General features: G+C 67.4%; 23 protein-coding genes. 15 read left to right on the top strand and 8 right to left on the bottom strand.

The window, feature by feature from the left end; genetic code table 11:
* The 3 genes from JMF86_RS29640 to JMF86_RS29630 form a co-directional block, all read left to right on the top strand.
* Positions 1-520: efflux RND transporter periplasmic adaptor subunit (locus JMF86_RS29640; RefSeq protein WP_201317200.1), on the top strand; the 520-nt coding region annotated here is incomplete at its 5' end.
* Positions 521-535: 15 nt separating this feature from the next.
* Complete coding sequence (locus JMF86_RS29635; protein WP_011549369.1) at positions 536-3727, top strand: efflux RND transporter permease subunit; 3192 nt, start codon at positions 536-538, stop codon at positions 3725-3727.
* Positions 3728-3729: 2 nt separating this feature from the next.
* Positions 3730-5262 (top strand): efflux transporter outer membrane subunit, encoded by a 1533-nt coding sequence (locus tag JMF86_RS29630; RefSeq protein WP_201317199.1) that lies wholly within the window; start codon positions 3730-3732, stop codon positions 5260-5262.
* A gap of 108 nt (positions 5263-5370) precedes the next feature.
* Here JMF86_RS29630 and JMF86_RS29625 read toward each other — a convergent pair whose 3' ends face one another.
* Complete coding sequence (locus JMF86_RS29625) at positions 5371-6084, bottom strand: dienelactone hydrolase family protein (RefSeq protein ID WP_027809700.1); 714 nt, start codon at positions 6082-6084, stop codon at positions 5371-5373.
* A 276-nt stretch (positions 6085-6360) separates the two neighbouring features.
* Entirely contained in the window at positions 6361-6672 is a 312-nt protein-coding gene (locus JMF86_RS29620) for a DUF4148 domain-containing protein (RefSeq protein WP_201317198.1), read from the bottom strand.
* Between JMF86_RS29620 and JMF86_RS29615 the strand changes: the two genes are divergently transcribed.
* Positions 6659-6901, top strand: coding sequence for a hypothetical protein (locus tag JMF86_RS29615; protein ID WP_200161856.1), 243 nt, complete (start codon positions 6659-6661; stop codon positions 6899-6901). The genes JMF86_RS29620 and JMF86_RS29615 overlap by 14 nt on opposite strands.
* Before the next feature lie 57 nt (positions 6902-6958).
* Here JMF86_RS29615 and JMF86_RS29610 read toward each other — a convergent pair whose 3' ends face one another.
* The gene (locus tag JMF86_RS29610; protein ID WP_034175409.1) at positions 6959-7924 is read right to left on the bottom strand and encodes a GlxA family transcriptional regulator; all 966 of its coding nucleotides are present in this window, start codon (positions 7922-7924) and stop codon (positions 6959-6961) included.
* Positions 7925-8097: 173 nt separating this feature from the next.
* Here JMF86_RS29610 and JMF86_RS29605 point away from each other — a divergent pair, with 173 nt between their 5' ends.
* From JMF86_RS29605 to JMF86_RS29590, 4 genes are all read left to right on the top strand, one after another.
* The gene (locus JMF86_RS29605) at positions 8098-8739 is read left to right on the top strand and encodes an HD domain-containing protein (RefSeq protein ID WP_011549374.1); all 642 of its coding nucleotides are present in this window, start codon (positions 8098-8100) and stop codon (positions 8737-8739) included.
* A gap of 170 nt (positions 8740-8909) precedes the next feature.
* Positions 8910-9092 carry a hypothetical protein gene (locus tag JMF86_RS29600; RefSeq protein ID WP_226136533.1) on the top strand — a complete coding sequence of 61 codons (183 nt, stop codon included), beginning with the start codon at positions 8910-8912 and terminating at the stop codon, positions 9090-9092.
* Positions 9093-9507: 415 nt separating this feature from the next.
* The gene (locus JMF86_RS29595) at positions 9508-9963 is read left to right on the top strand and encodes an antitoxin Xre/MbcA/ParS toxin-binding domain-containing protein (RefSeq protein ID WP_006480981.1); all 456 of its coding nucleotides are present in this window, start codon (positions 9508-9510) and stop codon (positions 9961-9963) included.
* Positions 9960-10439, top strand: a complete 480-nt coding sequence (locus tag JMF86_RS29590; RefSeq protein WP_200161855.1) for an RES family NAD+ phosphorylase — start codon at positions 9960-9962, stop codon at positions 10437-10439. The genes JMF86_RS29595 and JMF86_RS29590 overlap by 4 nt, the downstream gene beginning before the upstream one ends.
* Before the next feature lie 47 nt (positions 10440-10486).
* Here the strand turns inward: JMF86_RS29590 and JMF86_RS29585 are convergent, their stop codons facing one another.
* The 4 genes from JMF86_RS29585 to JMF86_RS29570 all read right to left on the bottom strand — a co-directional run bounded on the left by JMF86_RS29585 (position 10487) and on the right by JMF86_RS29570 (position 14832).
* Positions 10487-11422: a tyrosine-type recombinase/integrase gene (locus JMF86_RS29585; protein ID WP_200161858.1), complete on the bottom strand. Its 936-nt coding sequence runs from the start codon at positions 11420-11422 to the stop codon at positions 10487-10489.
* A 79-nt stretch (positions 11423-11501) separates the two neighbouring features.
* Positions 11502-12014: a DUF2165 family protein gene (locus tag JMF86_RS29580; protein WP_175683184.1), complete on the bottom strand. Its 513-nt coding sequence runs from the start codon at positions 12012-12014 to the stop codon at positions 11502-11504.
* A gap of 279 nt (positions 12015-12293) precedes the next feature.
* Positions 12294-13649 carry a uracil-xanthine permease family protein gene (locus JMF86_RS29575; protein ID WP_200161854.1) on the bottom strand — a complete coding sequence of 452 codons (1356 nt, stop codon included), beginning with the start codon at positions 13647-13649 and terminating at the stop codon, positions 12294-12296.
* A gap of 58 nt (positions 13650-13707) precedes the next feature.
* On the bottom strand, positions 13708-14832 hold the full coding sequence (locus JMF86_RS29570) for an aryl-sulfate sulfotransferase (RefSeq protein WP_200161853.1): 1125 nt from the start codon (positions 14830-14832) through the stop codon (positions 13708-13710).
* Positions 14833-14934: 102 nt separating this feature from the next.
* Between JMF86_RS29570 and JMF86_RS29565 the strand changes: the two genes are divergently transcribed.
* From JMF86_RS29565 to JMF86_RS29535, 7 genes are all read left to right on the top strand, one after another.
* A complete protein-coding gene (locus tag JMF86_RS29565) occupies positions 14935-15900 on the top strand; it encodes a LysR family transcriptional regulator (protein ID WP_201317197.1) in 966 nt (321 codons plus the stop codon).
* A 223-nt stretch (positions 15901-16123) separates the two neighbouring features.
* On the top strand, positions 16124-18109 hold the full coding sequence (locus JMF86_RS29560; RefSeq protein WP_201317196.1) for a gamma-glutamyltransferase family protein: 1986 nt from the start codon (positions 16124-16126) through the stop codon (positions 18107-18109).
* Positions 18110-18524: 415 nt separating this feature from the next.
* Positions 18525-19067, top strand: a complete 543-nt coding sequence (locus JMF86_RS29555; protein ID WP_011549383.1) for a hypothetical protein — start codon at positions 18525-18527, stop codon at positions 19065-19067.
* Positions 19068-19704: 637 nt separating this feature from the next.
* Positions 19705-20955 carry a DNA repair exonuclease gene (locus JMF86_RS29550; RefSeq protein ID WP_201317195.1) on the top strand — a complete coding sequence of 417 codons (1251 nt, stop codon included), beginning with the start codon at positions 19705-19707 and terminating at the stop codon, positions 20953-20955.
* 3 nt (positions 20956-20958) lie between these two features.
* A complete protein-coding gene (locus tag JMF86_RS29545) occupies positions 20959-24429 on the top strand; it encodes a YhaN family protein (protein ID WP_201317194.1) in 3471 nt (1156 codons plus the stop codon).
* 120 nt (positions 24430-24549) lie between these two features.
* On the top strand, positions 24550-25074 hold the full coding sequence (locus JMF86_RS29540) for an HD domain-containing protein (protein ID WP_006489846.1): 525 nt from the start codon (positions 24550-24552) through the stop codon (positions 25072-25074).
* A gap of 9 nt (positions 25075-25083) precedes the next feature.
* Positions 25084-25761, top strand: a complete 678-nt coding sequence (locus JMF86_RS29535; RefSeq protein ID WP_006480969.1) for a DUF429 domain-containing protein — start codon at positions 25084-25086, stop codon at positions 25759-25761.
* 153 nt (positions 25762-25914) lie between these two features.
* On the opposite strand, the gene JMF86_RS29530 is transcribed toward JMF86_RS29535, so the two are convergent.
* Complete coding sequence (locus JMF86_RS29530; protein WP_011549388.1) at positions 25915-26385, bottom strand: hypothetical protein; 471 nt, start codon at positions 26383-26385, stop codon at positions 25915-25917.
* Positions 26386-26889: the final 504 nt, after the last annotated feature.

Here is a 26889-nt window from a genome sequence, read left to right as displayed (position 1 = left end):
CAAGGTGTCGCTGATCCTCGAGGACGGCAAGACCTACTCGGAAGCCGGCAAGCTGCAGTTCTCGGATGTGACGGTCGACCAGACCACCGGCTCGGTGACGATCCGCGCGGTGTTCCCGAACCCGAATCGCGTGCTGCTGCCGGGCATGTTCGTGCGTGCACGGATCGAGGAAGGCGTGAACGAGAACGCGTTCCTGGTGCCGCAGATCGGCGTCACGCACGATCAGAAGGGGCAGGCGATCGCACTCGTCGTGACCGCGGCCAACAAGGTCGAGATGCGTCCGTTGACGACGACCGGCACGTACGGCCAGAACTGGATCGTCGAAGGCGGTCTGCAGGCGGGCGATCACGTGATCGTGCAAGGCGTCGACAAGGTGCGCCCGGGCGCGACCGTGAAGACCGTCGCCGCGCAGCTCGCCCCGGCGCCGGACGCCGCATCCGCCACATCGGCAGGCGCCGCGCCGGCGAGTACCGCGACGAGTGCCGCAGCGAGTTCGGCCGCCGCGTCGAGCGCGCAATAACAGGGAGTCCTTTTCATGGCCAAGTTCTTTATCGATCGCCCGATCTTCGCGTGGGTGATCGCGATCGTGCTGATGCTGGCCGGCGTTGCATCGATCTTCAAGATGCCGATTGCGCAGTATCCGACGATCGCACCGCCGACGATCCAGATCCAGGCGAACTATCCGGGCGCTTCCGCGAAGACGGTGGAAGACACGGTGACGCAGGTGATCGAGCAGCAGATGAGCGGGCTCGACAACTTCCTGTACATGTCGTCGACGAGCGACGATTCGGGCAACGCAACGATCACGCTGACCTTCTCGCCGGGCACGAATCCGGACGTCGCGCAGGTCCAGGTGCAGAACAAGCTGTCGCTCGCGACGCCGAACCTGCCGCAGGTCGTGCAGCAGCTCGGCATGCAGGTGACGAAGTCGAGCAGCAACTGGCTGATGTGGTTCGCGTTCAACTCCGAGGACGGCCGGATGTCGAAGGAGGACCTGACGAACTACGTGGCCTCGCACGTGCTCGATCCGCTGAGCCGCGTGAACGGCGTCGGCCAGACGCTGCTGCTCGGTTCGCAGTTCTCGATGCGGATCTGGCTCGACCCGATCAAGCTGACCAACTACAGCCTCACGCCGACCGACGTGACGGCCGCGATCACGCAGCAGAACGTGCAGATCGCGGGCGGCCAGATCGGCGGCACGCCGGCGAAGCCGGGCACCGTGCTGCAGGCGACGATCACCGAATCGACGCTGCTGCGCACGCCCGAGCAATTCGGCAACATCCTGCTGAAGGTCAACCAGGACGGCTCGCAGGTTCGCCTGAAGGACGTCGGCCGCGCGGCGCTGGGTTCGGAGAACTACACGTTCGACACGAAGTACATGGGACAGCCGACAGCCGGCCTCGGTATCCAGCTCGCGACCGGTGCGAACGCGCTGGCGACCGCGAACGCGCTGCGGGCCAAGATCGACGAGCTGTCGAAGTACTTCCCGCACGGTCTCGTCGTGCACTACCCGTACGACACGACGCCGTTCGTGCGCCTGTCGATCGAGGAAGTGGTCAAGACGCTGATCGAGGGCATCGTGCTCGTGTTCCTCGTGATGTACCTGTTCCTGCAGAACCTGCGCGCGACGATCATCCCGACGATCGCGGTGCCGGTCGTGCTGCTCGGTACGTTCGCGATCATGGGCCTCGCCGGGTTCTCGATCAACACGCTGTCGATGTTCGGCCTCGTGCTCGCGATCGGCCTGCTGGTCGACGATGCGATCGTGGTGGTGGAGAACGTCGAACGCGTGATGGCGGAGGAAGGGCTGTCGCCGAAGGAGGCGACCCGCAAGGCGATGAGCCAGATCACCGGCGCGCTCGTCGGCGTGGCGCTCGTGCTGTCGGCGGTGTTCGTGCCGGTGGCGTTCTCCGGCGGCTCGGTCGGTGCGATCTATCGTCAGTTCTCGCTGACGATCGTGTCGGCGATGGTGCTGTCCGTGCTCGTCGCGTTGGTTCTGACGCCGGCCCTGTGCGCGACGATCCTGAAGCCGATCGAGAAGGGGCATCACGAAGAGAAGAAGGGCTTCTTCGGCTGGTTCAACCGGACGTTCGATCGCAGCCGCGATCGCTACACGAGCGGCGTGAACCACGTGATCAAGCGCTCGGGCCGCTGGCTCGTGATCTATCTCGCCGTGTTCCTCGCGGTCGGCGTGATGTTCGCGCGGCTGCCGAAGTCGTTCCTGCCCGACGAAGACCAGGGCTACATGTTCATGATCGTGCAGACGCCGTCCGGCTCCACGCAGGAAACGACCGGCAAGACGCTCGACAACATCAACACGTACCTGACCACCGCCGAGAAGGACGTGGTCGACTCGGTGTTCACGGTCAACGGCTTCAGCTTCGCGGGCCGCGGCCAGAATGCGGGCCTCGTGTTCGTGAAGCTGAAACCGTACGAGCAGCGCCAGCGTTCGGACCAGAAGGTGCAGGCGCTGATCGGCCGGACCTTCGCGCACTATTCGACGTACAAGGACGGGATGGTGATTCCGTTCAACCCGCCGTCGATTCCCGAACTCGGCACGGCTGCCGGTTTCGACTTCGAGCTGACGGACAACGCCGGCCTCGGTCACGAAGCGCTGATGGCCGCGCGCGGCCAGTTGCTCGGGCTGGCCGCGAAGGACCCGGCGCTGGCGCTGGTGCGCCCGAACGGCCTGAACGACACGCCGCAGTACAAGGTCGACATCGATCGCGAGAAGGCGAACGCGCTCGGCGTGACGGCCGCGGCGATCGACCAGACGTTCTCGATCGCATGGGCGTCGCAGTACGTGAACAACTTCCTCGATACCGACGGCCGGATCAAGAAGGTGTACGTACAGTCGGACGCGCCGTTCCGGATGACGCCGGAGGACATGAACATCTGGTACGTGCGCAACAGCGCGGGCGGGATGGTGCCGTTCAGCGCGTTCTCGACCGGCCACTGGATCTACGGGTCGCCGAAGCTCGAGCGTTACAACGGCGTGTCGTCGATCGAGATCCAGGGGCAGGCCGCGGAAGGCAAGTCGACCGGCCAGGCGATGGCCGCGATGGAAGCGCTCGCGAGCAAGCTGCCGGAAGGCATCGGCTATTCGTGGACGGGCCTGTCGTTCCAGGAAATCCAGTCCGGCTCGCAGGCGCCGATCCTGTATGCGATCTCGATCCTCGTCGTGTTCCTGTGTCTCGCGGCGCTGTATGAAAGCTGGTCGATTCCGTTCTCGGTGATCATGGTCGTGCCGCTCGGCGTGGTCGGCGCGCTGCTCGCGACGATGCTGCGCGGTCTCGAGAACGACGTGTTCTTCCAGGTCGGCCTGCTGACGACCGTGGGCTTGTCTGCAAAGAACGCGATCCTGATCGTCGAGTTCGCGCGCGAGCTGCAGGCGGGCGGGAACATGGGGCCGGTGCGGGCGGCGATCGAGGCGGCGCGCCTGCGGCTGCGTCCGATCCTGATGACGTCGCTCGCATTCATGCTGGGCGTGCTGCCGCTCGCGATCAGTAACGGCGCGGGGTCGGCCAGCCAGCATGCGATCGGCACCGGCGTGATCGGCGGGATGATCACGGCGACGTTCCTCGCCATTTTCATGATCCCGATGTTCTTCGTGCGGGTTCGCGCGATCTTCAGCGGCGAGACGGAAAACGTCGACGACGCATGGCGTCTCGTGCAGGGCGACCTGCAGCGCGGTCACGACGACGCACACGATTCGAAGGGGCAGTAACGATGCAAAAACATGCTTTGACTGCAACCGCGGTCGCACTGGCTGCCGCGCTGTTTGCCACGGGATGCACGATGGCGCCGCACTACAAGCGGCCCGACGCACCCGTCGCGCAGGCGTACCCGGCCGGCGGCGTCTACGCGACGCAGCCGGGTGCGGCCGGCGCGCACAGTGCGAACGGCCAGGCGGCGACTGCCATCGGCTGGCGCGAGTTCTTCGTCGATCCGCGCCTGCAGCGGCTGATCGAGATCGCGCTGAAGAACAACCGCGACCTGCGCGTGTCGGTGCTCAATATCGAGGCGGCGCGTGCGCAGTACCAGATCACGCGTGCGGGGCTGTTCCCGACGCTCGACGGTACGGGCACGGGCGACATCCAGCGCTATCCGCAAGGTGTCTCGCCGACCAACCAGGCGTACATTTCGCGCGTCTACAACGTCGGATTGTCCGCGTCGTGGGAGCTCGACCTGTTCGGCCGCGTGCAGAGCCTGAAGGACCAGGCGCTCGCGCAATACCTGTCGACCGCGTATGCGCGGCAGGCGTCGGAAATCTCGCTGGTGTCGCAGGTGGCCGATCAATACCTGACGCTGCTGTCGACCGATGACCTGCTGAAGGTCACGGAGGACACGCTGAAGACCGCGCAGGCGTCTTACGACCTGACCAAGCTGCAGTTCGACAACGGTACGGGCTCCGAGCTCGAGCTGCGTCAGGCGCAGACGGTGGTCGAGACGGCGCTCGCGAACCAGCAGGCGCAGGCCCGTGCCCGCGCGCAGGCGCTGAACGCGCTGGTGCTGCTGATCGGCGAGCCGCTGCCGGACGACCTGCCGGCGAGCATGCCGCTCGACGCGCAGAACCTGCTGACGGACGTGCCGGCCGGGTTGCCGTCGGATCTGCTCACGCGTCGTCCTGACGTGATGCAGGCCGAGCAGACGCTGCTGGCGGCGAACGCGAACATCGGCGCGGCGCGCGCGGCGTTCTTCCCGCGCATCTCGTTGACAGCCGCGTTCGGTACCGCGAGCCCGACGCTGGGCGGCCTGTTCAAGGCCGGCACGGCGGCGTGGTCGTTCGCGCCGAGCATCGCGCTGCCGATCTTCGAGGGCGGGCAGAACATCGCGAACCTCGATCTCGCGCACGTGCAGAAGCGCATCGAAATCGCGAACTACGAGAAGGCGATCCAGTCGGCATTCCGCGAAGTATCGGACGGCCTCGCCGCACGCGGCACGTACGACCAGCAGATCGCGGCGCTGGAGCGTAACGAGCACGCGCAGCAACGTCGCTTCGACCTGTCGGACCTGCGTTACAAGAACGGCGTCGACAGCTACCTGTCGGTGCTGACCGCGCAGACGGATCTGTACTCGGCACAGCAGTCGCTGATCAGCGCACGCCTGGCACGCTGGACGAACCTGGTCGACCTGTACCGCGCACTCGGCGGCGGCTGGATCCAGCATGCAGGCGAAGCGCCGCGCGCGCCGGATGCGCCGGTCGACTACGACAAGGCGGCGGCTCCTGCGCCCGCGTCGGCAACGGCGACGAACGGGTAAGCCGTGCCTGTCGGCACGTCCGAAGGGATGTGAAAACGAAAACGCCACGGACGGTAAATCCGTGGCGTTTTCTTTTGTACCGTCGCCCGCGCGGCGAGCGGCGTTACGTCAGGCCTGCTTCGTCCAGAGCGTCCGGCCGAAGAACGTGAGCGTGCGGTCCCACGCCGTTTCCGACCACACCGGATCGAACTGCGTGCCGGCGATGCGGCCGGGGCCGACGGCCGTTTCGTTCGCGAACGCATGGTGCGCGAGATAGCGATGGAATTCGAAACCGACCTTCGCATCGGTCAGCTTCTTTTCCAGTGCGTCGACCTGGTCGATCTTGAAGAACGCATCCTGCGTCGCCCAGTGTCCCATCAGCGGCACCTTGAGCTTGGCCGGATCGATGTAGTCGAGCGGCGGCAGGCCGTACCACGTGACGCCGGCGTCCGCCTCGGCGTACTGCAGCGACAGCAGCGTGAGGGCGCCGCCCATGCAGTAGCCCGTCACCGCGACCCGCGGCGCCAGCGTCTTCAGGTACGCGACTGCGCCGGGAATGTCCTGCGACGCGGCGTCGCCGAAATCGAGGCCTGTCATCAGGTGGTGTGCTTCCTCTTCCTCGACCGTCGACTTGCCCCGATACAGGTCGGGCACGAGCGCGAAGTAGCCGCAGCGCGCGAGGCGATCCGCGACGCCGCGGATCTGGTCGTTCAGCCCCCACCATTCCTGGATGACGACGACCGCGGGCGCGCCTTCGGTCCGTGCCGGCGTGGCGAGATAGCCCTGTAGCTCCTGGCCGTCGGGGCGGCGAAACGTGATCGTGGAACCGGATGTTTGAGACATGAAACCGCTCCTTTTCGAAAAATACGCCGAGTGCGACATCGGGCCGGCCAGCGGGCGTCGTGATACCGCTCGCGTTCGTTCTGGCCGGCACCGACCACGCGGCCATTCTATGCGCAAACACCGGACGCTTGCGTGAACGGTGCCGCGCGGCGCGCGAGCGGTGAAGAGAGCGGCCGACCGGAAAGCAAACACCCCGCCCCGATGAACGGGAGCGGGGTGTCGCGGGTACGTCGTGCGGATCGGAATGCGCCGGGAATACGCCGGCGCGTATCAGGCTTACTGGCCGAAATAGATGGAGTCGCGGCCTTCCTGTTTGACCGCGATCGCGCGGCCGGCACGCGTGCCGGCGGCCGCTTGCGCGCCGTAGCCGGCTTCCTCGGCATTCGTCACGCGGGCCTGCGCCGTCTGCAGCGCACGCGGGTAGTACTGGTCGGAGACTTCGGGCTTGTAGCCGGCCTGTTCGAGCTGGACGAGTTCCGCACGCACCTGCGCGCGCGTCAACTGGCCGGACGGGTTCGACTGGGCGAATGCGCCGTACGACGCACAGAGCGCAGTTGCGGCGACGACAGCGGTGATGAACGATTTCATGGTGACCTCCGGTTCTGTTGATTTCGCGCTTCGCATGTTGCGTTCAGCGGGTGATTGCATCGTAACGATCGCGTTACCGGCCGGAAATACGCGTTGCGGCGAATCATTATTGCAACGGAGTAAACGATTCGCGCGGCATGCAATTTCATCCGAAGATTGCGGCGAGCCGGAGCAGGAGCATGGCTTTCAGCGGGCGACAGGGGCGATCGGCGCAGCAGCAACGGGATGAGCAGTTGAGTCGGATTCCGAAATTTTTTGCGAGGCCGCTGGCGTCGCTCGTTCCACATCACGCAGCCAGCGTCACCTGCCGTTTCCGGTATTCGGCGGGTGTGATGCCGACATGCCGGGTGAACGCCCGCCTGAGCGTATCGACGTTCGCGAAACCGCATTTCGCGGCGACCTGCTTCGGCGTGTCGCGGCCGTCCTCGAGTAGCTGGCGGGCAACCGAGATGCGCGTCGCCTCCACCCATGCGGCCGGCGTCATGCCGACTTCCGCGCGGAACAGCCGCGCGAAATGGCGCGGGCTCATGCCCGCATGCTTCGCCATGTCGGCCACCGAATGCTCGAGTTCCGGATGCGCCGCAATCCAGCGCTGGACTTCCTGCAGCACCGAACGCCCGGCGGGGCGCGCCTCGCCCTTGCGGCTGAACTGGAGCTGCCCGCCCGGGCGCTTGAAGAACATCACCAGTTGCGCGGCGACGCGTCGTGCGATCTCGCGGCCCAGATCCTCCTCGACCAGCGCGAGCGCGAGATCGAGCCCGGCCGTGACGCCGGCGCCGGTTCGTAGCTTGCCGTCGCGCACGTACAGCGCGTCGGCGTCGACGGCGACGGACGGATACGCTTGCGCGAATGCATCGGCTGCGGCCCAGTGCGTGGTCAGATGACGCCCTTTCAGCAGGCCGGTGGCCGCGAGGATGAACGCGCCGGTGCAGATCGAGCCGTAGCGCCTGCTTTGCACGGCCGCCGACCGCAGCCATGCGAGGACGTCGGTGCGCAGCAAGATCTGGCCGGCGTGCGGCGCGCCGGCGACCAGCAGCGTGTCGATGCGCTCGGGGATGTCGGGCGCGATCCAGTCGGGCAGCAGCCGTGCGCCGGACGAACTGCGGACCGGCCCGGGCCCGCTCGCGATGATCCGCGGCGTATAGAACGGCTTCCCGCATTCGACGTTCGCTTGCGCGAACACGTCGAGCGGCGCGGAGACGTCGAGCAGTTGCACACCCGGAACGGCGAAAATACCCACGACCTTCGGCATGATCGATTGCGTGTCGTATCGAACCTGATGCGCAGCAGTATAGGGGCGCTGGCTTGGCCGCACAGGCACCGTGTCCGTTCGTCGCGCGAAATGGCAGGATTCGTCGTAACACGTCCATTGGAGACATCTGTCGGACTCCGGAGAATCGAAGCTGTCTTCCATGGAGGTCGATCATGACTGTGAACGTTGCCGGCATCACCCTTCCCGATACGCGTCTGACGCGCGAGATCACCGAGCTCGTGCGCGATACCGAGTCCGAGCTGCTGTTCCACCACTCGAGCCGCGTGTTCTATTTCGCGGCGCTGGCGGGCCGGCGCCGCGGGCTCGAGTACGACCCGGAGCTGCTCTATTGCGGCTGCATGTTTCATGACATGGGGCTCACGCACCGGCACAGCAGCGCATGCGAGCGCTTCGAAGTGGACGGCGCGAACGCCGCGCGCGATTTTCTGAAGGGCAAGGGGATTTCGCAACAGGACATCGATGTCGTGTGGACCTCGATCGCGCTGCACACCACGCCCGGCATCCCGCAACACATGCATCCGGTCGTCGCGTTGGTCACCGCGGGCGTCGAGATGGACGTGCTGGGCCTCGCTTACCCGGAATACAGCGACGTCGAGCGGGAAGCGGTCGTGCGCGCGCATCCGCGCACGCCGCATTTCAAGGAGGACATCATCCAGGCGTTCTACGACGGCATCAAGCACAAGCCCGGCACGACGTTCGGCAACGTGAAGGCCGACGTGCTCGCGGACAAGGATCCGCATTTCCATGCGGGCAATTTCTGCAGCGTGATCCGGTCGTCCGCGTGGGCCGGCTGAGCGCGGGCGGGCGGCCGCGCATCAGCCTACGTCGATCGGTTGCCCGAGGTGCAGCAGGTTCGGCGCCGACGTCTCGCTTGGGCCGTGGCGGAGCCGCTGAGTGCGGTGATCGTCTTGCCGCAGACTTCTGAGCCCGCGAATTTCGCCGCGCCGGCCGCACCATCGGCGCGATGGTTGAGCCAGTTGCCGCGCGCGCCGGCGTTGATGCTTCGGTTGTGTTCCAGCGCGAGCCGATATCGGGCGGGGATTTCGTCATGCTCAAGCCGATCGCCGTGCCCACCATCACCGCGCCCGCGAAGTTCAGCGCGCTGCTGGCCAGCGCGCCGACGCCGGTTGTGTCGAACAGTAAGTAGGCCGTCCGGTGCGAGGCGCGATTTCGAGTGTACGGAAGCGGTTGGAGCGGGCACGGGAGCGATTCGTCACGCGCGACGAGGGTGAGTCGACTGGTTCGGCTTGCTGGAGCGGTCGAGGGTAATCCGTAGAACCCTGCGTTTTACTGGAGACGGTGTGAGGAATCGGACAGGGAAAAGGGGCGATTCCGCCAGTTCGCGTATTACCGTTGGAAATTTGTTACGTGACAACTTCATATCATCGCAGACGAAGACTTTATATACTGAATTATTACACCCCCTCACCGAAGCGAATCTCCGATTCGCGTACCCCTGAATACCGGTCTGCCAACCCTGATCGGCAAGCCCACGCTCAACGATCCGCATGCGCTTGAGGCAAAACGCCTATAATGATTGGGCAAATTGCCGGAGAGAGGTCATGAGCACCATCGCTTTTCATCCTTCGGGCGTCGCCCATCCGCGTCAGGCCGAATTCACGATTCTCGAGCAGCTGCTGGCCATCCGCGTCCGGTCGGGCGCCGATCTGGCCGAGCTGGCGAGCGCGCGCGTCGACGTGTCGGTGATCGACCGGCTGTCGGAGCGCGGGCTGAAATCGGACGAGCTGGCCTTCATCATTCCGCGCCGCACGCTGAGCCATCGCCGCCAGGCGCACGAACGCCTGTCGCCGGAAGAGTCGGACAAGGCGATTCGCCTCGCGCGCATCGTCGCGCAGGCGACGGCCACCTTCGGCGACCAGGACAAGGCGATGGCGTGGCTGCGCAACGGGCTCCAGCGCTTCGGCGGCCGCACGTCGCTCGACATGGCGAGCACCGAGCATGGCGCGCGGCTCGTCGAAGAGGCCCTCACGCAGATCGACGAGGGGTACTTCGCTTGACGACGCTGTGGCGGATCAGCAATTACGCCGATCTGAAAGGCATCGGCGGGTTGCGGGCCGGCGGGCGCTGGCATTTCGCCGGGCAGCCCGTCGTGTATCTCGCCGAGCATCCGGCGCTCGCGTTGCTCGAGACGCTCGTGCATTTCGAAATCGCCACCGTCGCGCAATTGCCGAGCGGATATCAGTTGCTGCGTATCGAGGTGCCCGAGTCGGTGGACGTCGCCGAAATCGCGGAAGGCAATGCACCGGACGACTGGCGCACGAACGTCGACTGGACCCGCAGCGCCGGCACCGAGTGGCTGCACACGCAGCCGAGCGCGCTGCTGCGCGTGCCGAGCGTCGTCGTGCCGCACGCGCACAACTTCCTGTTGAATCCGCTGCATCCGGCCGCGCCCGAGATCCACATCGCGGAAGTGATGCAATCGCCGTACGACACGCGGATTTTGCGGCTGGTCCAGTCAAAGCCGGGCGAGTAACGAACCGGAACGAGCACGATGCGCGCAGGGCGGCGCGCGACGCGCGATCAATGCTCGTGGGCAGCGCGATCCGCGGCCGCGTCGGGCGGCAGTGTTTGCCGGATGCGCGTGACCGTTCGCATGCTGGCCAGGCCGAGCATCGCCGTGACGTCGGCATGCGCGTGGCCGGCGAGCAACTGGCGGCGCGCATACGTATTGCGCAGTACGCGCGGGCTCATGTCCGCTGCGCGAAAGCCGATCGCGTTCAGCGCGTCACGTACCACGAGCAGCAGGAACATGTCGTTCATTGCGCCTCCGCGCGGCGCGGGAAACAGCAGCGCCGACGGCGGCACGTCGGTCGAGCGCGCGCGCCATGCGGTGAGCGGCGCTATCGCGAACGTGGCGAGCTCGATCCGGCGTGCCGGCCGCGCGCGATCGCGCGGCACCGACAACACCAGCGGCCGCGCATCGAGTTCGGGCGCGTCGGCGCTCGCTGCGCGAATTTCGGCCGACGTGATACCGCTCGCGAGCAGCAGCGCGACGATCGCGCGATTCCGGCAGTCGGCCGGCGTATCGTCCGCTCGCGGCTGCACATGGCGCTGCAGCGCCGCGTCGGCATCGGGCGGCAGGTAGCACGGCTCGGGCTCGCCGTCCGGCCAGGCGAGATCGCGCGTCGATCGGCCGGCCGGATGGATCGTCCGCACGCCGGCGTCGACCAGATGCCGGCCGAGCCGGTCGATCAGCTTCGCATAGCGCACGCGCGTCGACGTGCCGGGCGTGCAGGTTCGGTCGAGTTCCGCAAGGAAGGCCGCGACGTGGTCGGGCCCGAACGTGGCGAGCGATACGCGCTGCGCGCTCAGGTGGCGCAGGAATCGCTCGAACATCGCAACGTGCTGCACGACCGAGCGTGGCGCGAACGGCCGGCGGCCGGCGCCGGTCGCGGTGGTTTCCTGCCACGCGCGAAACGCACCGACGGGGTCGTGAATCCAGCGATTCGTGTCCATCTCCGCTTTATAGCCGGACACGGTGACGTCGGCAATCGTCCCGATGTCCGGTCGGCCGGCGCGCAACGAAACTGGCTCGTCAGTGCGCGGTACGCGCGTCGTCGACGCCGTCGTTGTTCATCGTCAGGTAAACGAGCACGAGCAGCAGCGTGATGAAGAACCGGAACGCGTCCGGCACGCCGTTCCATTGCTTCGACATCCACATCCCGAACCATTCGCCGCCGACCGACATGAACGCGACCTGCCACGTCAGGAAGCCGAGCGTCAGGCCGGCGATCGCATGGCCCTTCGCCGCACGGAATCCCGCATCGCCCGCGCGCCGCGCGCGCAGCAGCCGGGCACCGCCGATCCAGCACAGCACGGCCGTCAGCGTTTCCATCGAAATGATGCCGATATAGCCGGCGTGATGAACCCACGTCGTGCCGATCGCGCGATACATGATTCCGTTGCCGGGGAAGGTGGTGTCCATCAGGAACACGTGGTGCACGAACGCGAAATTCGTCGCGTAGTCGGTGATGTTGCCGAACGCGACGAGCGACGCGAAAAAGGCCATGGCCAGCACCATGGCTGCCTTGGAAAGACGAATGATCATCATGGACTCCGAAATGAACGGGCAGGAACGAGCGTGATCGCGCGGCAATGAGCTGGCGTTCAGGGAGCGGTACCTGCATCAAGTGTGTCCGGCGAGGCCGGTCGAATGGCGTGCGCGTGCACGGCGGCGCGGAGATCGGGACTGGAAAACCTGAAGCCGGTGCGGCGTCGAGGAGACGCACGCGCCGGCTGGATCGAGTGCCCGCGCCAGAAGGGAGCGGCGATTGTCGGTCGAACCGCAGGCGTCGTCAAGCGGCGCCGCGTGGGCGCGCCGCTGCCTTTATGCGTCGTGCGAAGGCGCCGCAGCCGCCCCCGCGTGTGCGTGCCCGCCCAGCCGCGCGAGCGCGGCGAATGCGAGTTGCGTCGCGATGGCCGCGAGCGTGCCGGCTGCCATGCCGTTGCCGAGCACGATCTGCACGGGTGCGCCGAAATGGCGATACAGGTTCGGCACCAGGATCGGCGCGAGGCCGACCACCAGTGCTGCTGCGAGCGTGTACTGGTTTGCGCGCGCATGCAGGTCGACGTTCGCGAGCAGCCGGATGCCCATCACGCCGATCATCGCGAACACGATCAGCGCGGTGCCGCCGACCACCGCGGCCGGAATCGCATACGCGAGCCGCGCGAGCGGCGCGAACAACGCGATGACGATCAGGATCGCGCCGGCGGCGGCCGTCACGTAGCGCGACCGTACGCCGGTCGTCTGCACGACGCCGATGTTCTCGGCGCTCGTCACGATCAGCGGCGTGCCGAACAGCGCGCCGGCCAGCGACGCGAGCGCATCGCCGCGTATCGTCTTCGGCACGTCACGCCGGAGCGAAATCGCCTTGCCGCACGTTTCGCCGACGGCGACCGTCTGCGCGGTGGCCTCGGCCATCGAGATCGCGGTGAAAATCAGCAGCGGCAGCGCAGCCAGCACGTCGAAACGCGGCATGCCGAACGGTAGCCACACCGGATGCGTGAAGAGCGGCCCGTGCCACACGTCGGCGAGCGCCGGCATCGCGCCGAGCGCCCAGCCGAGCGTCGCGCCGGCCATCAGCCCGATCAGCACTGCGAGGCGCCCGGCCGTGCCGCGGAAAGTGCCCGCGACGACGACGGTGGCGACGATCGTCGCGAGCGCGAGACCGAGCGCGCGCGGCTGCGCGAAGTCGGCCGAGCCGGACTGGCCGACGACGATCGTCGCGTAGATCCGGATCAGGTTGATCGACACCAGCAACAGCATCGCGCCGACGACGACGCGCGGAAAGAGCCGCAGGCAGCGCGTGAAGACCGGCAGCAGCACCCAGTAGAACGCGCTGGCGAGCAGCGCCGCCCCGGCCGCGGTCGGCAGGCCCGACTGCGCGGCGATGCCCGCGAACAACATCGTCGGTGCGCCGCCGGGCACCATCACGAACGGCATGCGCGCGCCGATCGGGCCGGCGCCGAGCGATTGCAGCAGCGTGCCGATGCCGCATGCGAAGAACGTCGCGCCGATCAGCTGGACCGTCAGGTCGGCCGGCAGCGCGAGCACTTTCGCGATCAGGAAGACGGCCGTGATCGGCGATGCGGCCATCGACAGCACGTGCTGCAGCCCGAACAGCGCGAGCTGCCACGCGGGCAGCCGGGCATCGACGGGCGGGGAAATCGGATCGTGCGACACGGCAGGCCCCTCGGAAACGAACGGCGACGATGGCCGGAAACCGGCGATGAACGGACGCTCAGGTCCGTAGCCAGGGCAACTGGGCGGCGCTGTAGCGGAACGTCTGGAATACGCTGTTCAACTGGCCGGGACCGGTCTTGCGCGCCGCTTCGTCCGGGTATTCGGCGAACCACGGGATCACGTATTCCCAGACGACCTCGCCGGCCGGCGTCACTTCGAACAACCGGCCCGTCGACGATTCGGTGATGTGCGTGTTGCCGTTCGGCAAGCGCTGCGCGTTGCCCATGAACGGCGTGTAGAACAGGTTCACGACGTCGTCCGTATACGACCACACGACGCGCTGCGTCGCCGGATCGATTTCCACGACGCGCGAGAACACGACGTGCGCACCGTGACGGAAATTGCCGTTGTCGAACGCGAGGATGTGGCCGTTCGGGAGCGGCACCGGCGCATGCTGGTGCGACACGACGTCGGGCCCGATGTGCAGGTCGACGCGGCCGGTGGCGCGGTTCACGCCGATGATCCCCGACGTCGTGCGCAGGCTCATCAGCACGCGGCCGTTCGCATCGACCGCGAGACCGTTGACGAGGGGCCAGTGATAGCGGCCGAAGCCTGCCGCGATCGGAAAATCCTCCGGTCGCAGATGCTCGCGCGCATGCCATTCCCAGACGATCTGGCCGGCACGGTTCACTTCGCGGATCACGTCCGCATACATCACCTCGTCGTCGCCGTGCGCGGTGCCGCCCGGCACGCGCCGCGCGAACGCCGCGTTGACCGGTTCGCACGCGGCGTACAGCAGGTTGCCGTTCGGCAGCCACTGCGCGTCGTGGTGATGCGCGGGGTCCTCGTAGCGCCACACCGTTTCGCCCTGCGGCGTGACCTCGTAGAAGTCGCCGCCATGCCACATCGACCACGGCGCGTAGCGCGATTCGGAACGCGGATGATTGCCGTTGTAGCCGAGGTTGCCGTTCGCGAGGATGACCGCGTGGCGCCCGGGACGCACGGGCATCTTCCACTGGTGGACGACCTCGCCGTCGATGCCGACGAGATAGACGTTGCCGTCGGCCGTTTGCGGCGCGATGAGCGTATAGCCGCCCGCGGACAGCACGGGATCGTGGGCGATGAGGCCGACGCCGCGGCGCCGCTGGGTAATCTGGTCGACGGTCGTCACTGCGGTCTCCATTCGAATCGGATACGGGGATGCAGCGGAATCTAGACGATTCGTCCGGTCAGTAAAATCGGATTATTCTTGACGCCCTGTTCGGAAAAATCTAACGGCCCCTTCATGCGTTCGATATCGCAGACATTCCGCTGTTTCGACGAGGTCGCGCGACGCGGCTCGATTCGCAAGGCGGCCGACGCGCTGCACTTGACCGCCGCCGCGGTGCACCAGCAGATCCGCAATCTCGAGGAGCAGGTCGGCGTGCCGCTGTTCGACCGGCTGCCGCGCGGCATGCAGTTGACGCTCGCCGGCGAGATCGTGATCGCGGCCGTGCGGCGCGGCCAGCGCGATTTCGACAACGCGCTGACGCAGGTCGAGGACCTGCGCGCGCTGCGGCGCGGTCACGTGAATCTCGCCGTACCGGCATCGACGGCGGAAAAGCTCGTGCCCGACGCGATCCTCGCCGCGATGCAGCGCTATCCCGGCGTCACGTACAGCGTGCGCTCGGGAAACGGCGAGAGCATCGTGCGCTGGGTCGAGACGGGCGAGGTGGACATCGGTTACGCGTTGCGCCGGCGCACCGCGCCCGGCGTCGTCGAGGTGCGCGCGTTCGCGCAGCCGCTGGGTGTCGTCACGGCGCCCGGCCATCCGCTGGCGTCGACGGGCGGCAAGGTGCGGATGCGCGACTGCTTCGCGCATCCGCTGATCCTGATGACGCCCGACACGGAGCTGCGCGCGATGTTCGACCAGATCGATGCGCGGCAGCCGCGCAGCGTGCGGCCGCTGGTCGAAACCGGGTCAGTGTCGATGGTGCGGCGTCTCGCGGCCGAAGGCGCCGGCGTCGGTTTCCTGATCGCGGAAAACGTCGCGGACGACGTGGCCGCCGGCCGGCTCGCGTGGACGCCGCTGGCCGACGCGGGTGCGCGCTCGTTCAGTTGCATCTACCAGCGGGCGGACATGAGCGCGACGGTCGCGATGGCGATGTTTCTCGAGCTCTTTTCCGAGGCGATCGACGCGATGGAGCACGGTTTCGCACGCGGCGGAGCGGCGAGCGGCACGCGTCGCCGGGCGAAAAAGGTAACGACGTGACGATGCGAGCCGCATGGGCGTCTCGGGATACGCTGCAATGCAGCAGGCAAACCCCCATGCCGGTCCGGTGACGTCGCGCACCGGGCGTCCGCCGGCATGACGTCATTTCCTTATTGCGGGAAAAATTTTGTTCATGGGACTATCGAACGCGTTGCCCGTGCACCGAGGGGGTTGCAGGCAACGGGATGTCCATCGCAACGATCGACAAGAACATCGGCAGACAATGAACAGAACAGCGATTTTTCCGTATGCGTCCGCGTTGCTCGCGGCTGCCCTGTTGACCGCCTGCGGCGGCGACGTCGAAAACGAGGCGGCCCGCACGACCGCACCGTCCACCGATGCGAGCTGCCTCGCGGTCGACAACAGTGGCGCGACGGTCGTGGTGGGCTCGAATCAGCCGGGCGACCCGTCGCTGCCGGAAGCGTCGTCGGGCTATCGCACCGGGATGAAGCCCGTCTATGCGAAAACGTACCTGGTGGCCACGTCGAACGCGTACGCGAGCGCAGCCGGTTGCGCGGTGCTGAAGAAGGGCGGCACGGCCGCCGACGCGGCGGTCGCCGTGCAGGCCGTGCTCGGTCTGACCGTCCCCGAGGCGACGGGTCTCGGGTCGGGCGGCGTGCTGCTCTACTACGATGCGCGCGGCAAGACGGTGCAGGCATACGACGGCCGCGAAACCGCGCCGGCCGCCGCCACCGAGAACTACCTGCGCTACGTCGACGACGCCACCGATCATTCGGCGCCGCTGCCGAACGCGCGTGCGAGCGGCCGCTCGATCGGCACGATCGGCGTGCCGCGGCTCATCGAGGCGCTGCAACAGGATCACGGCCGCCTGCCGTGGCAGAGCCTGTTCGGCGACGCGATCACGCTGGCGACCAACGGTTTCCCGATCGGCGGCCGGCTGGCCGACGCGATCGCGGCGAACGCCGCGAACCTGAAGCGCGACCCCGAAGCCGCCGCGTATTTCCTGAACGCCGACGGGTCGCCGAAGACGCTCGGCACCGTACTGAAGAATCCCGCCTACGCGCGCACGCTGTCGCTGATGGCGCAGTCGGGCGCGAACGCGCTGTACACCGGGCAGATCGCGCAGGACATCGTCGCGAAGATCGCGGCGACCAAGGGCGCGGACGGCTCGACGCTCACGCCGGGCAAGACGACCGTCGCCGATCTCGCCGCGTATCAGGCGAAGCGCCGCGAACCGGTGTGCACGACCTATCGCAGCTACTGGGTGTGCGGGATGCCGCCGCCGTCGTCGGGCGGTATCGCGGTCGCGTCGGTGCTCGGCATTCTCGAGAACTTCGACCTGAAGTCGCTGAAGCCGACGGCGATCGATCTCGAAGGCGGCAAGCCGACCGTCGCGGGCGTTCACCTCGTCACCGAGGCCGAACGGCTCGCGTATGCGGACCGCGACAAGTACGTGGCCGATACCGACTTCGTGCCGCTGCCGGGCGGCACGTGGGACACGTTGCTGAACAAGCCGTACCTGAAATCGCGCGCGGCTTTGATCGACACGACCAAGAGCATGGGCACCGCGCAGCCCGGCAATCTCGGCGCGGTGCCGCTCGGCGTCGACACGACGCTGATCGAGCACGGCACGAACCAGTTCACGATCGTGGACGGCGACGGCAACGTGCTGAGCGCGACGACGACGGTCGAGTCGAGCATGGGCTCGTTCCACATGACCAACGGCTTCCTGCTGAACAACCAGCTGACCGACTTCTCCGCGAACCCGCTCGACACGTCCGGCAATCCGGTGGCCAACCGCCTGCAGCCGGGCAAGCGGCCGCGCAGCTCGATGGCGCCGACGATCGTGTTCGGGCAGGCCGCCGACGGTTCGCGCGGCGACTTCGTGATGGCGACCGGCTCGCCGGGCGGCGGCACGATTCCGCAATACGTGGTCAAGACGCTGGTCGGCGCGCTCGACTGGGGGCTCGACGCGCAGCAGTCGGCGGGCCTCGTCGACTTCGGCGCGAGCAACAGCCCGACCACCACGATCGGCGGCGAGCATCCGAACGTCAACGCGGCGAACAACGGCGCGAACGATCCGCTGATCACCGGGCTGCTCGCGCTCGGGCACAAGGTGTCGACGTCCGCGCAGGCGAGCGGCGTCAACACGGTGATGCGCGTGACGGTCGGCCAGTCGCCGGCGTTGCAGGGCGGCACCGATCCGCGTCGCGAGGGCGTCGTGCTCGGCGATACGTTCCGACCGTAACCAGGCAGCATGCGCACGGCTCCGGTCGCTTGTCGGCGGCGGGGGGCCGTGCATCATGACGAGGCCGCATCGACGGCCGAGCAAGCCTTATCCCTTCGGAATGCAAACAAAGACGACCGATTTCCCCGATACACGACGATCGGACGAATCGTCGGCGTGAAGCCGTCTGCCGTACCAGCTCACGGTTCATGCATGCCCGTTGTCAAATACGGCGTTCACCCCGCCGCAAGCCCCCGATTGTCAAACAGTGTGAGTCAATCGTCAGCATTTGCAACGGAAGTAACAGTCCCCGCAATTCAATCGTTTTGCCCGGCGGCGCCGCTACATTAGCTTCACCTGCCGCATGTCGCGGTGAGGCATGCGACAAGCCGCTCGAAGGCGGCCCGCAGCAACAACGTCTTTGGGGAGAATGACCATGAACAAGATCCATACGATTCTGCTGGGTGCCGCTCTGACGGCGATGGCGACGTCGGCTGCATTTGCACAGACGGCCCAGACCGGCGCGCAGGGTTCCGCAGGGGTTGGCGCCCAGGTTCAGACGCCGCTGCTCGGCGGCGGCGTGGGCGTGCAGGCCGGCGCTGGCGCGAATGCGGCAGGCTCGGGTGCGGGTGCGGGCAATGTAGTCGGCGGCGCGCTGAGCGGTGTCGGCAAGACGGTCGGCGGCGTGGGCTCGGCAGCCGGCACGGCGGTGGGCGGCGCGACGCAGGCAGTCGGTTCGGCGGCCGGTGCGACGAAGGATGCGGCGGCATCGACCGTGCACGCGACGAAGTCGCACGTGAAGCACGTCGCAAGCTCGACGAAGAGCCATGCGCAAGGCGCGGTGTCGACGGCTGGCGACGTCGCGGGCGGTGCGAAGGCGAAGGCCGGCGAAGCGCTCGAAGGTGCGACGAACTCGGTGCAGGGCGGCGCATCGGTCGGCGTGAAGGGTTCGGCGTCGGCGCAAGGCGGCGCGCTGTAACAAGCGGCACCATTCCGCCACGGCCCGGCCCGCTTCGATGCGGGCCGGGCTTTTTTATCGGCGCGCGGCCACTGCCCATTGCTCGCGCGTCATGCTTAAATAGCAGGGGTTCCGACCACCGGCCGCCACGATGACGGGGCCGGCCGGCATGGGCCAGCATGTCCGATCGATACCGTGACGCGGCGAGTGACAGCAGGTAGCCGGATGCCTGCGTGTGGTGCGACGCACGCGGGGTGATCGGGCGTGTTTTCCTGAATCCCGTTCAACGCCTTGCCGGCTTCCTTCGTTGCGCTCGAAACCGGATTTCGAACCCAACCGCCATATCGAGCGATTGCTGGCCGTCGTTTCGTGAACCGCTCGTTCTTCAGTGGCGCGGTTTCGTTGTCTCGCGATCGCACTGCGGCACAATGGCGATTCGCATCGGTATCGCGTGCTTCCCCACCGTCCGGACCGACGCAGAACGCATGTCGTTATCCGCTTTCAGGTACCATCCCGACCCGCTTGCAACCGGCGGCGCGATCCGGTTCGGCACGCGCCGCGCGTGCCGCGGCAAGTCCGGCGGCGGTCGGAACGACACTTGACGGCACGGGCCCGTGCGAGCGGCGTCGTCCCTTCGCCATGAAACAGAGGAACCTTCGTGAAGTTCATCCACGCGGCAGACATTCACCTTGACAGCCCGTTGCACGGCCTGAGCGCGTATCCCGACGCGCCGGCCGCGCAGTTGCGCAACGCGTCGCGCGAGGCGCTGCGGCAACTCGTGGATCGTGCGATCGAAGAGGAAGTCGCGTTCCTCGTGATCGCGGGCGACCTGTACGACGGCGACTGGAAGGATCACAACACGGGCATCTTCTTCGGCCAGCAGATGGGGCGGTTGCGCCGGGCCGGCATCCGTGCGTTCGTGCTCGGCGGCAACCACGATGCCGAAAGCGAGATGACGAAGAAGCTGACGCTGCCCGACAACGTCACCGTGTTCGGCCACCGCAAGCCGGAGACCGTCCGCCTGCCGGAATTCGACGTCGCGCTGCACGGGCAGAGCTTCAAGGACAAGGCCGTCGTCGACAACCTCGCGATCGGCTATCCGGACCCGGTGCCCGGGTACTACAACATCGGCGTGCTGCATACGGCGCTCGAAGGGTATGCGGCGCATGCGAACTATGCACCGTGCACGCTGGCCGAACTGCATGCGAAAGGCTACGACTACTGGGCGCTCGGCCACGTGCATGAATTCCAGCAATGGACAGGCCCGTCCACCGTCGTGTTTCCCGGCAATCTGCAGGGACGCCATATCCGCGAGACGGGCCGGCGCGGCGCGGTGCTCGTGACGGTCGAGCAAGGCAAGACGCAGGTCGAGCGCCTGTATCTCGACGTGCTGCGCTGGGAAGCCGTGTCGGTCGACGCGTCCGATTGCGTGTCGGTGGCCGATCTGTCGAGAAAGATCGGCCAGTCGCTGGAGGCGCTGTTGACCGTCGACGGCCACGTGCCGCGCGCGGTGCGCGTCACCGTTACCGGGCGCACCCCCGCGCACGGCCTCTTTTTCGGCCGCGCGCCGCAGTTGCGTGCGGAGGTGCTGAACCAGATCGGCATCATCGGCAATGAGCGGCTGTGGCTCGAGAAGGTCCGGCTCGCGACGTCCGCGGCCGATCAGCAGCCGGGCGAAAGCGAACCGCTCGAGGCGCTGGAGGACCTGAAGCAGATCCTGGCCGACGCCGCGCACGATCCGGATTTCCTCGCGCTGCTCGAACGCGACCTGAAGCCGTTCGTCGGCAAGGTCCGCAGCGACGTGAAGGAGGAGGTGCCGTTGCTGACGATGGCGCGCGCGGGCGAGCTGACCGCGCTGGTCGAGCAGGTCGGGCCCGCGCTGCTCGCGCGGCTGGCGAGGGGGGAGTAAGCGATGCGCATCAGTCAGCTCGATCTGATCAAGTACGGCAAGTTCACCGACGAGACGCTGCACTTCCCGTCGGCCAGCGAGGATTTTCATGTGATTGTCGGGCCGAACGAGGCCGGCAAGTCGACGATCCGCACGGCCGTGTCCGAATTGCTGTTCGGGATGAAGCTGCAGACGCCGCTCGATTTCCTGCACAGCACGCCCGAGTTGCGGATCGGCGGCGTGCTGGAGAGCGGCACGGGCGAATTCGCGTTCCACCGGGCGCGCGGGCGCAGCCCGTTGCGCACGCCCGCCGACGACAAGCTGCCCGACGACTATCTCGCGGCCGTCCTGGATGGCGCGACGCGCGAATTCTTCGAGCAGATGTTCGGGCTCGATCACGGGCGGCTGGTCGATGGCGGCCGCAGCATTCTCGACGCATCGGACAAGCTCGGCCAGGTGCTGTTCGAATCGGCTGCCGGGGTCGGCAGCCTGGGGCCGGTGCGCGAGGAACTCGACGCGCGCGCGCTCGAATTGTGGGCGCCGCGTCGCAGCGGCAGCGCGTTCGCGCTGGCCGAAACGGCATTCAACGAAGCCGTCACCGAACTGAAGACGGTCCAGGTGCGCACGCGCGACTGGGTCGATCGCAAGGACGCGCGCGAAGCGGTCGAGCAGCAGATCGAGCAGGCGCGCGCGGAACAGCGCCGGCTCGAAGCGCTGCGCTCGAAGCTCGAACGCGTGCGGCGGCTTGCGCCGTACCTGAAGGAGCTGACGGTCAAGGACGCGGCGCTGGCCGAACTGGGCGCGGTCGTCGAGTTGCCGCCGACCGCGTACGCGGATCTGCTGAAGGCGCAGGGCGATCTCGCGGCCGAACAGAAGGTGCTCGAGGAGCGGCGTGCCGATCTGCTCGCGAAGCGGCAGGCGCGCGATGCGATCGCCGCGGACGCCGACACGCTGGCGCTCGAAGCCGATATCGAAGCGCTCGATCGGCTGCGCGGCGCATGCATGAATCACGCGCAGGATCTGCTGCTGCTCGGCGCGGACGTCGAGCGGCACCTGTTAGCCGCGTCGTCGGCGGCCGCGCAGCTCGGCTGGCCGACGGACGAAGCGTCGCTGCGCGCCGCGTTGCCGACGGCGCTGTCGCTGAAGACGGTCGCGAACCTGCTGCGCGAACACGGTGCGCTGCACCAGGCGCTTGCCGGCGCACGCGAATCGCTCGACGAGCGCACGCGCGAGCTGGCGCAGGTCCGCGAACAACAGGCGCGCCTGTCGACCGTCGACGTGCCGGAAGCGTTGCGCGCGGCGCTGGCCGATGCGCAAGGCTTTCGCAACAGCGGCGCGCGCGAGCAGGCGCTGGCGCACGAAATCGCGGCGGCCGAACGCACGCTGTCCGGCGCGCTCGACGCGCTCGGCCAGTGGCGCATGCCGGTCGATGCGCTGCGTGCGCTCGACGTGCCGTCGGCCGCGCGGCTCGGTGCGCTGCTCAAGGAAGACAGCGAGCGTGCCAGCGCGGCCGCTGCCGCGCGCGACGCGCGGGATGGCGCACTCGAAGAGCTCGAGCGGCTCGAACTGCAGGAGAAGCATTTCGCGGAGAACCACAAGGTCGTCACGACCGCCGACGTGCTGGCGGCGCGTGCGCGGCGCGACGGCGCGTGGGGCGAGATTCGCAGCGGCGCCGTCGATCTCGCCACGGGCGCACCGGCGCTCGACGACGCGATTCGCCTCGCCGACGAACTCGTCGATGCGCAGCTCGGCGCGACCCAGGCCGCGGCGACGCTGCAATCGCTGCGTCAACAGGTCGAATCCGCGCGTGCGGGTGTGACGCGCCGACAGGCCGCGCTGGACGAACGCGAGCGCGAGCTCGCCGCCCATCGCGACGCCTGGGCCGCGCTCGCGACGGCGGCCGCGGTGCCCGGCATGCCGCTGGCGGCGATGGGCGACTGGCTCGCGAAGCGCGATACGGTGTTCGTCGCGCAGGCCGATCTCGATCGTCAGCGCCGCGAATTCGACACGATGCGGGCTGCGCGGGCCGGCGCGGAAGCCGCGTTGCGAGCGGCGCTGCTGACGGTATCGCGAGGCGGCGAGGCGGACGGGTTGGCCGCGCTCGTCGCCGTCGCCGAGACGTTCGTCCAGTCGGCCGAGAAAGCGGCCGCACAGAAGGACAGCCTCGACGATCGCGCGCGGGAAGCCGAACGCGGCTGCGCGACCGCGCAGTCGCGGGCCGATCATGCGCAAACGGCTTACGACGCGTGGCAAGCGCAATGGCGCGACGCGCTGGCCGACGCGAAACTGTCCGCGAGCGCGACGACGCTGGCCGCGGCGGAAGGCGCGCTCGGGCTTGCGAATACGGTGACGACCGAACTGGCCGAGGCCGACGCGCCACGCAACCGGATTGCGACGATCCGCGCGGAGCTGAACGCGCTCGAGGCCGGCGCGCGGCGGCTTGCCGAAGCGCTCGCGCCGGAATGGCTGGCGAGCGGCGACTGGCTGGACGTGGCGCGCCGGCTGACGATGCGCCTCGCGGCCGCCCGGGAAATCGCCCGTGCGATCGATCGTGCCGACGAGGCCGTCCGGCAGGCCGACGGCAAGGTCGCGGACGCGGCTGCCGCAGTGGCCGGCGCCGACGCGCGCATCCAGCCGCTGCTGCAACTGGCCGGCGTTGCGTCGATCGACGCGGCGCTGCCGCTGGCCGAGCGCTCGGATCGGCAGCGCCAGCTTCGGCAGGCGGTCGATGTCGCGCACGAGGCGCTGGTGCGCGACGGCGACGGGCTGTCCCGGTCCGCCGTCGAGGCCGAGGTGGCGGAACAGGACGTCGCCGACGTGCCGGCGCAGCTCGAAGCGGTGAAGCAGTCGCTCGCCGATATCGGCAAGCGGCTGAACGAGCTGTCGCAGCAGCAGGTCGTGGCCGACCAGGCGTTCGGCGCGATCGACGGCCAGGCGAACGCGGCCGTCGCCGAGGCGAAACGGCAGGAGGCGCTGGCGGCGATGGGCGACGCGGCCGAACAGTATCTGGAGGCGGCCACCGCGAGCCGCTTGCTGAAGTGGGCGACGGATCGCTACCGCGACCAGAAGCAGGGGCCGATGCTCCGGCGCGCGGGCGAGATTTTCGCCGGGCTCACGCTGGGCGAATTCGCGAAGCTGACCGTGGACACCGAACGAACGCCGCCCGCGCTGTATGCGCGGCGCACGAGGGGAACGTCGGTCGAGGTCGCGGGGCTCAGCGAAGGGACGCGCGATCAGCTGTTCCTCGCGCTGCGGATCGCGGCGCTGGAGTTGCAGCTCGGCAGCCGCACGGCGCTGCCGTTCGTCGCCGACGACCTGTTCATCAATTTCGACGATGCGCGCGCGAAGGCCGGGCTCGATGCGTTGCGCGATCTGTCGACGCGCACGCAGGTGCTGTTCCTGACGCACCACGACCACCTGCTGCCGCTCGTGAGGGACGTATTCGGCGCGCGGGTCAACGTGGTCGAGTTGCAGCGCGCGCCGGCCGGCGCGTGACACGGGGTACGCCGGGATGCCGGCGCACGGGAAGGGTCATCGCGTACAGGTAGTATGAGCAGTTCCGAAACGCACGCGGCCGGTTCGACGGCCGCGGGTCTGGCCACACGAGGGGGGAATATGAAGAAGCTGGTAGCCGCGATTGCGTTCGCGGCGGACAAGCATCGCAATCAGCGGCGCAAGGATGAAGAGGCGTCGCCGTACATCAATCATCCGATCGCGCTTGCCGACGTGCTGGCCAACGAGGCCGGCGTCGAGGACGAACGCGTGATCGTCGCGGCCGTGTTGCACGACACGGTCGAGGATACGGAGACGACCGAGCAGGAGTTGCTGCGGCTGTTCGGCAAGGACGTGGCGGACATCGTGATGGAAGTCACCGACGACAAGTCGCTGCCGAAGGAGGAGCGCAAGCGTCTGCAGGTCGAGCACGCGGCCACCATCAGCCGGCGCGCGAAGCTCGTGAAGCTGGCCGACAAGATCTGCAACCTGCGAGACATCGCCCGGCATCCGCCCGCGGACTGGCCGCTCGAACGCAAGCAGGCGTACTTCGACTGGGCGAAGTCGGTCGTCGACCCGATGCGCGGCGTCCATCCCGGTCTCGAGGCGATCTTCGACACCGCGTACGCCGCGCGGCCGGCGGACTGACGCACGCGCATGTGCTCGGCCCGATTCGCCGCACGACAACCCGCTGCCGTGGCGGGTGTCGACGTCGGCGGCGACAGGAAGCTGTGCGATCTCGTGATCCTGCGTGGCTCGACGGTCGTCTGCCGGGAAGCGCGGATCGCGCCCGAGTCGCTGCCCGCACTGTGTCTCTCCCATGATGTCGTCGCCGTCGGCGTCGACGCACCGAGCCTGTGGTGGACCGGGAGCGGCCGCCGCGCGGCCGAGCAGGCGCTCGCGCGCGAACGGATCTCGTGCTTCCCGACCCCGTCGCGGGAGCAGGCCGTCGCGAGCACGTCGGGCTTCTTCGACTGGATGTTCATGGGGGAGCGCGTCTACCGCGCGCTCGCGGACGCTTATCCGTTATTGACCGACGCGCGCTACGCGGGTGGGCGGGCGAGCTTCGAAACCTATCCTTATGCGATTACCTGCGCGATGCTGGGCAAGGCCGTGGCGTCGGCGAAGCAGAAGCGCAACCAGCGCCGGCAACTGCTGGAGCGGCTGGGCATCGACGTATCGACGCTGCGCTCCGTCGATGCGCGCGATGCGACCCTGTGCGCATTGACGGCGCAATACGTAATCGACGGGAACGCGCATGCGTACGGCGATGCGGCGGGCGGATACATCCGCGTGCCGATGATGCGCGAGACGATCGTGCTGGATGCGTCGTAGCGGCGACGTGCGGCTCCGCGCGGGGTGACGGTCGCACGGTGGTCGCTTCGTGCGGGAACCGGCGGCAGGCCCGGCGATGCAGGGGAAGCAGCTAACGGTTGTCGGTGGGCACGACGTGAGTCCGGTGCACCGCGTGGTTCCGGTCGAGCCGGTTCAATCCTCGAGGATGGATGTCGGCACGCTGGACAGGTCGCAGGCTTGTGCTTGCTCGAAGTAGCTGTCCGCATCGTCGATCATCACGACCGCGACGTCGATCAGCTCGTCCAGCCGTTGCAGCAGCGATTCCCGCCACTCGATGTCTTCGTCGCGCTCGGGCGTCTTGTCCAGTTGCTCGATGATCGAGTCGGCCGTCTGCAGGAATGGAATTGCCTGCTGATAGTTTTCGATCGAGACCAGCGCTGCATTGCGTGCGCCGACGAGCCGCTCGCGATGCGTGTCCGCCAGTTCGGATTCGCCGCTGATGCGCGGCAACATGTCCGAGATGCGCTGCAGAAGCGGCGGCACCTGTTGTTCCAGCAGGATCGCGCGCTCGCGCAGTGCGGCATATTCGTCGCGAAGGTCGGCGTCGCCGGGTTGAGTCGTGCTGTCCATCATCGATATGAGTGCGTGGTTCGGTCGCGGCATGATACTCGACCGCGCCGGGTTCCTTGCCGGTTCCGCGCCCTCCTATATATGGGACGGAAGAGACGTGTTCGTCATATCTTTGGAGGGCGGCGCGTGTTGCGTTTTACCGCCCGTCGAGCGCAAAGCCTCCGTGCGCGGCAGCGCACGGAGGCTTTTTCAAACTTTCTTCACAAAGCGCTTGCGTGGATGGGGGCGGGTGCTTAGAATCACGCCTCTTTCGCGCTAACGGAAACGCAGCGCGGGAGGAAGGGAAGCAGTGCTGTTGAGGTTCGGCGGTAGCGAGCCTCGGCGGTACGGAAGTTGAGCCCCGCGGTCGCAACGAAGTCGTTCAGAAAGTTGTTGACGAGCTGCGAAACACGGTTCATAATCTCGCTTCTCTGCTGCTGAAAACGCAGCGCTGCTGAGAAACACGAAGTTTCTCGCAGAAATGCTCTTTAAAAATTAACAGCCGATAAGTGTGGGCGCTTGATGAAAGCGAGCTGATCCTCGGATCAGATAGCAAAA

Origin of the sequence: Burkholderia sp. E168m15 (assembly GCF_016586105.1) — a bacterium.
In the GTDB taxonomy this organism is placed as follows: domain Bacteria; phylum Pseudomonadota; class Gammaproteobacteria; order Burkholderiales; family Burkholderiaceae; genus Burkholderia; species Burkholderia orbicola.
Note: the sequence above shows the minus strand (reverse complement) of the source record. Positions and strands in the feature narration are given on the sequence as shown.

Excerpts from the sequence above, each read along its gene's own strand:
- JMF86_RS29635 (WP_011549369.1), top strand. The coding sequence starts at position 536 with ATGGCCAAGTTCTTTATCGATCGCCCGATCTTCGCGTGGGTGATCGCG.
- JMF86_RS29630 (WP_201317199.1), top strand. The coding sequence starts at position 3,730 with ATGCAAAAACATGCTTTGACTGCAACCGCGGTCGCACTGGCTGCCGCG.
- JMF86_RS29625 (WP_027809700.1), bottom strand. The coding sequence starts at position 6,084 with ATGTCTCAAACATCCGGTTCCACGATCACGTTTCGCCGCCCCGACGGC.
- JMF86_RS29615 (WP_200161856.1), top strand. The coding sequence starts at position 6,659 with ATGAACGATTTCATGGTGACCTCCGGTTCTGTTGATTTCGCGCTTCGC.
- JMF86_RS29620 (WP_201317198.1), bottom strand. The coding sequence starts at position 6,672 with ATGAAATCGTTCATCACCGCTGTCGTCGCCGCAACTGCGCTCTGTGCG.
- JMF86_RS29610 (WP_034175409.1), bottom strand. The coding sequence starts at position 7,924 with ATGCCGAAGGTCGTGGGTATTTTCGCCGTTCCGGGTGTGCAACTGCTC.
- JMF86_RS29605 (WP_011549374.1), top strand. The coding sequence starts at position 8,098 with ATGACTGTGAACGTTGCCGGCATCACCCTTCCCGATACGCGTCTGACG.
- JMF86_RS29600 (WP_226136533.1), top strand. The coding sequence starts at position 8,910 with ATGGTTGAGCCAGTTGCCGCGCGCGCCGGCGTTGATGCTTCGGTTGTG.
- JMF86_RS29595 (WP_006480981.1), top strand. The coding sequence starts at position 9,508 with ATGAGCACCATCGCTTTTCATCCTTCGGGCGTCGCCCATCCGCGTCAG.
- JMF86_RS29585 (WP_200161858.1), bottom strand. The coding sequence starts at position 11,422 with ATGGACACGAATCGCTGGATTCACGACCCCGTCGGTGCGTTTCGCGCG.
- JMF86_RS29580 (WP_175683184.1), bottom strand. The coding sequence starts at position 12,014 with ATGATCATTCGTCTTTCCAAGGCAGCCATGGTGCTGGCCATGGCCTTT.
- JMF86_RS29570 (WP_200161853.1), bottom strand. The coding sequence starts at position 14,832 with ATGGAGACCGCAGTGACGACCGTCGACCAGATTACCCAGCGGCGCCGC.
- JMF86_RS29565 (WP_201317197.1), top strand. The coding sequence starts at position 14,935 with ATGCGTTCGATATCGCAGACATTCCGCTGTTTCGACGAGGTCGCGCGA.
- JMF86_RS29560 (WP_201317196.1), top strand. The coding sequence starts at position 16,124 with ATGAACAGAACAGCGATTTTTCCGTATGCGTCCGCGTTGCTCGCGGCT.
- JMF86_RS29555 (WP_011549383.1), top strand. The coding sequence starts at position 18,525 with ATGAACAAGATCCATACGATTCTGCTGGGTGCCGCTCTGACGGCGATG.
- JMF86_RS29545 (WP_201317194.1), top strand. The coding sequence starts at position 20,959 with ATGCGCATCAGTCAGCTCGATCTGATCAAGTACGGCAAGTTCACCGAC.
- JMF86_RS29540 (WP_006489846.1), top strand. The coding sequence starts at position 24,550 with ATGAAGAAGCTGGTAGCCGCGATTGCGTTCGCGGCGGACAAGCATCGC.
- JMF86_RS29535 (WP_006480969.1), top strand. The coding sequence starts at position 25,084 with ATGTGCTCGGCCCGATTCGCCGCACGACAACCCGCTGCCGTGGCGGGT.
- JMF86_RS29530 (WP_011549388.1), bottom strand. The coding sequence starts at position 26,385 with ATGCCGCGACCGAACCACGCACTCATATCGATGATGGACAGCACGACT.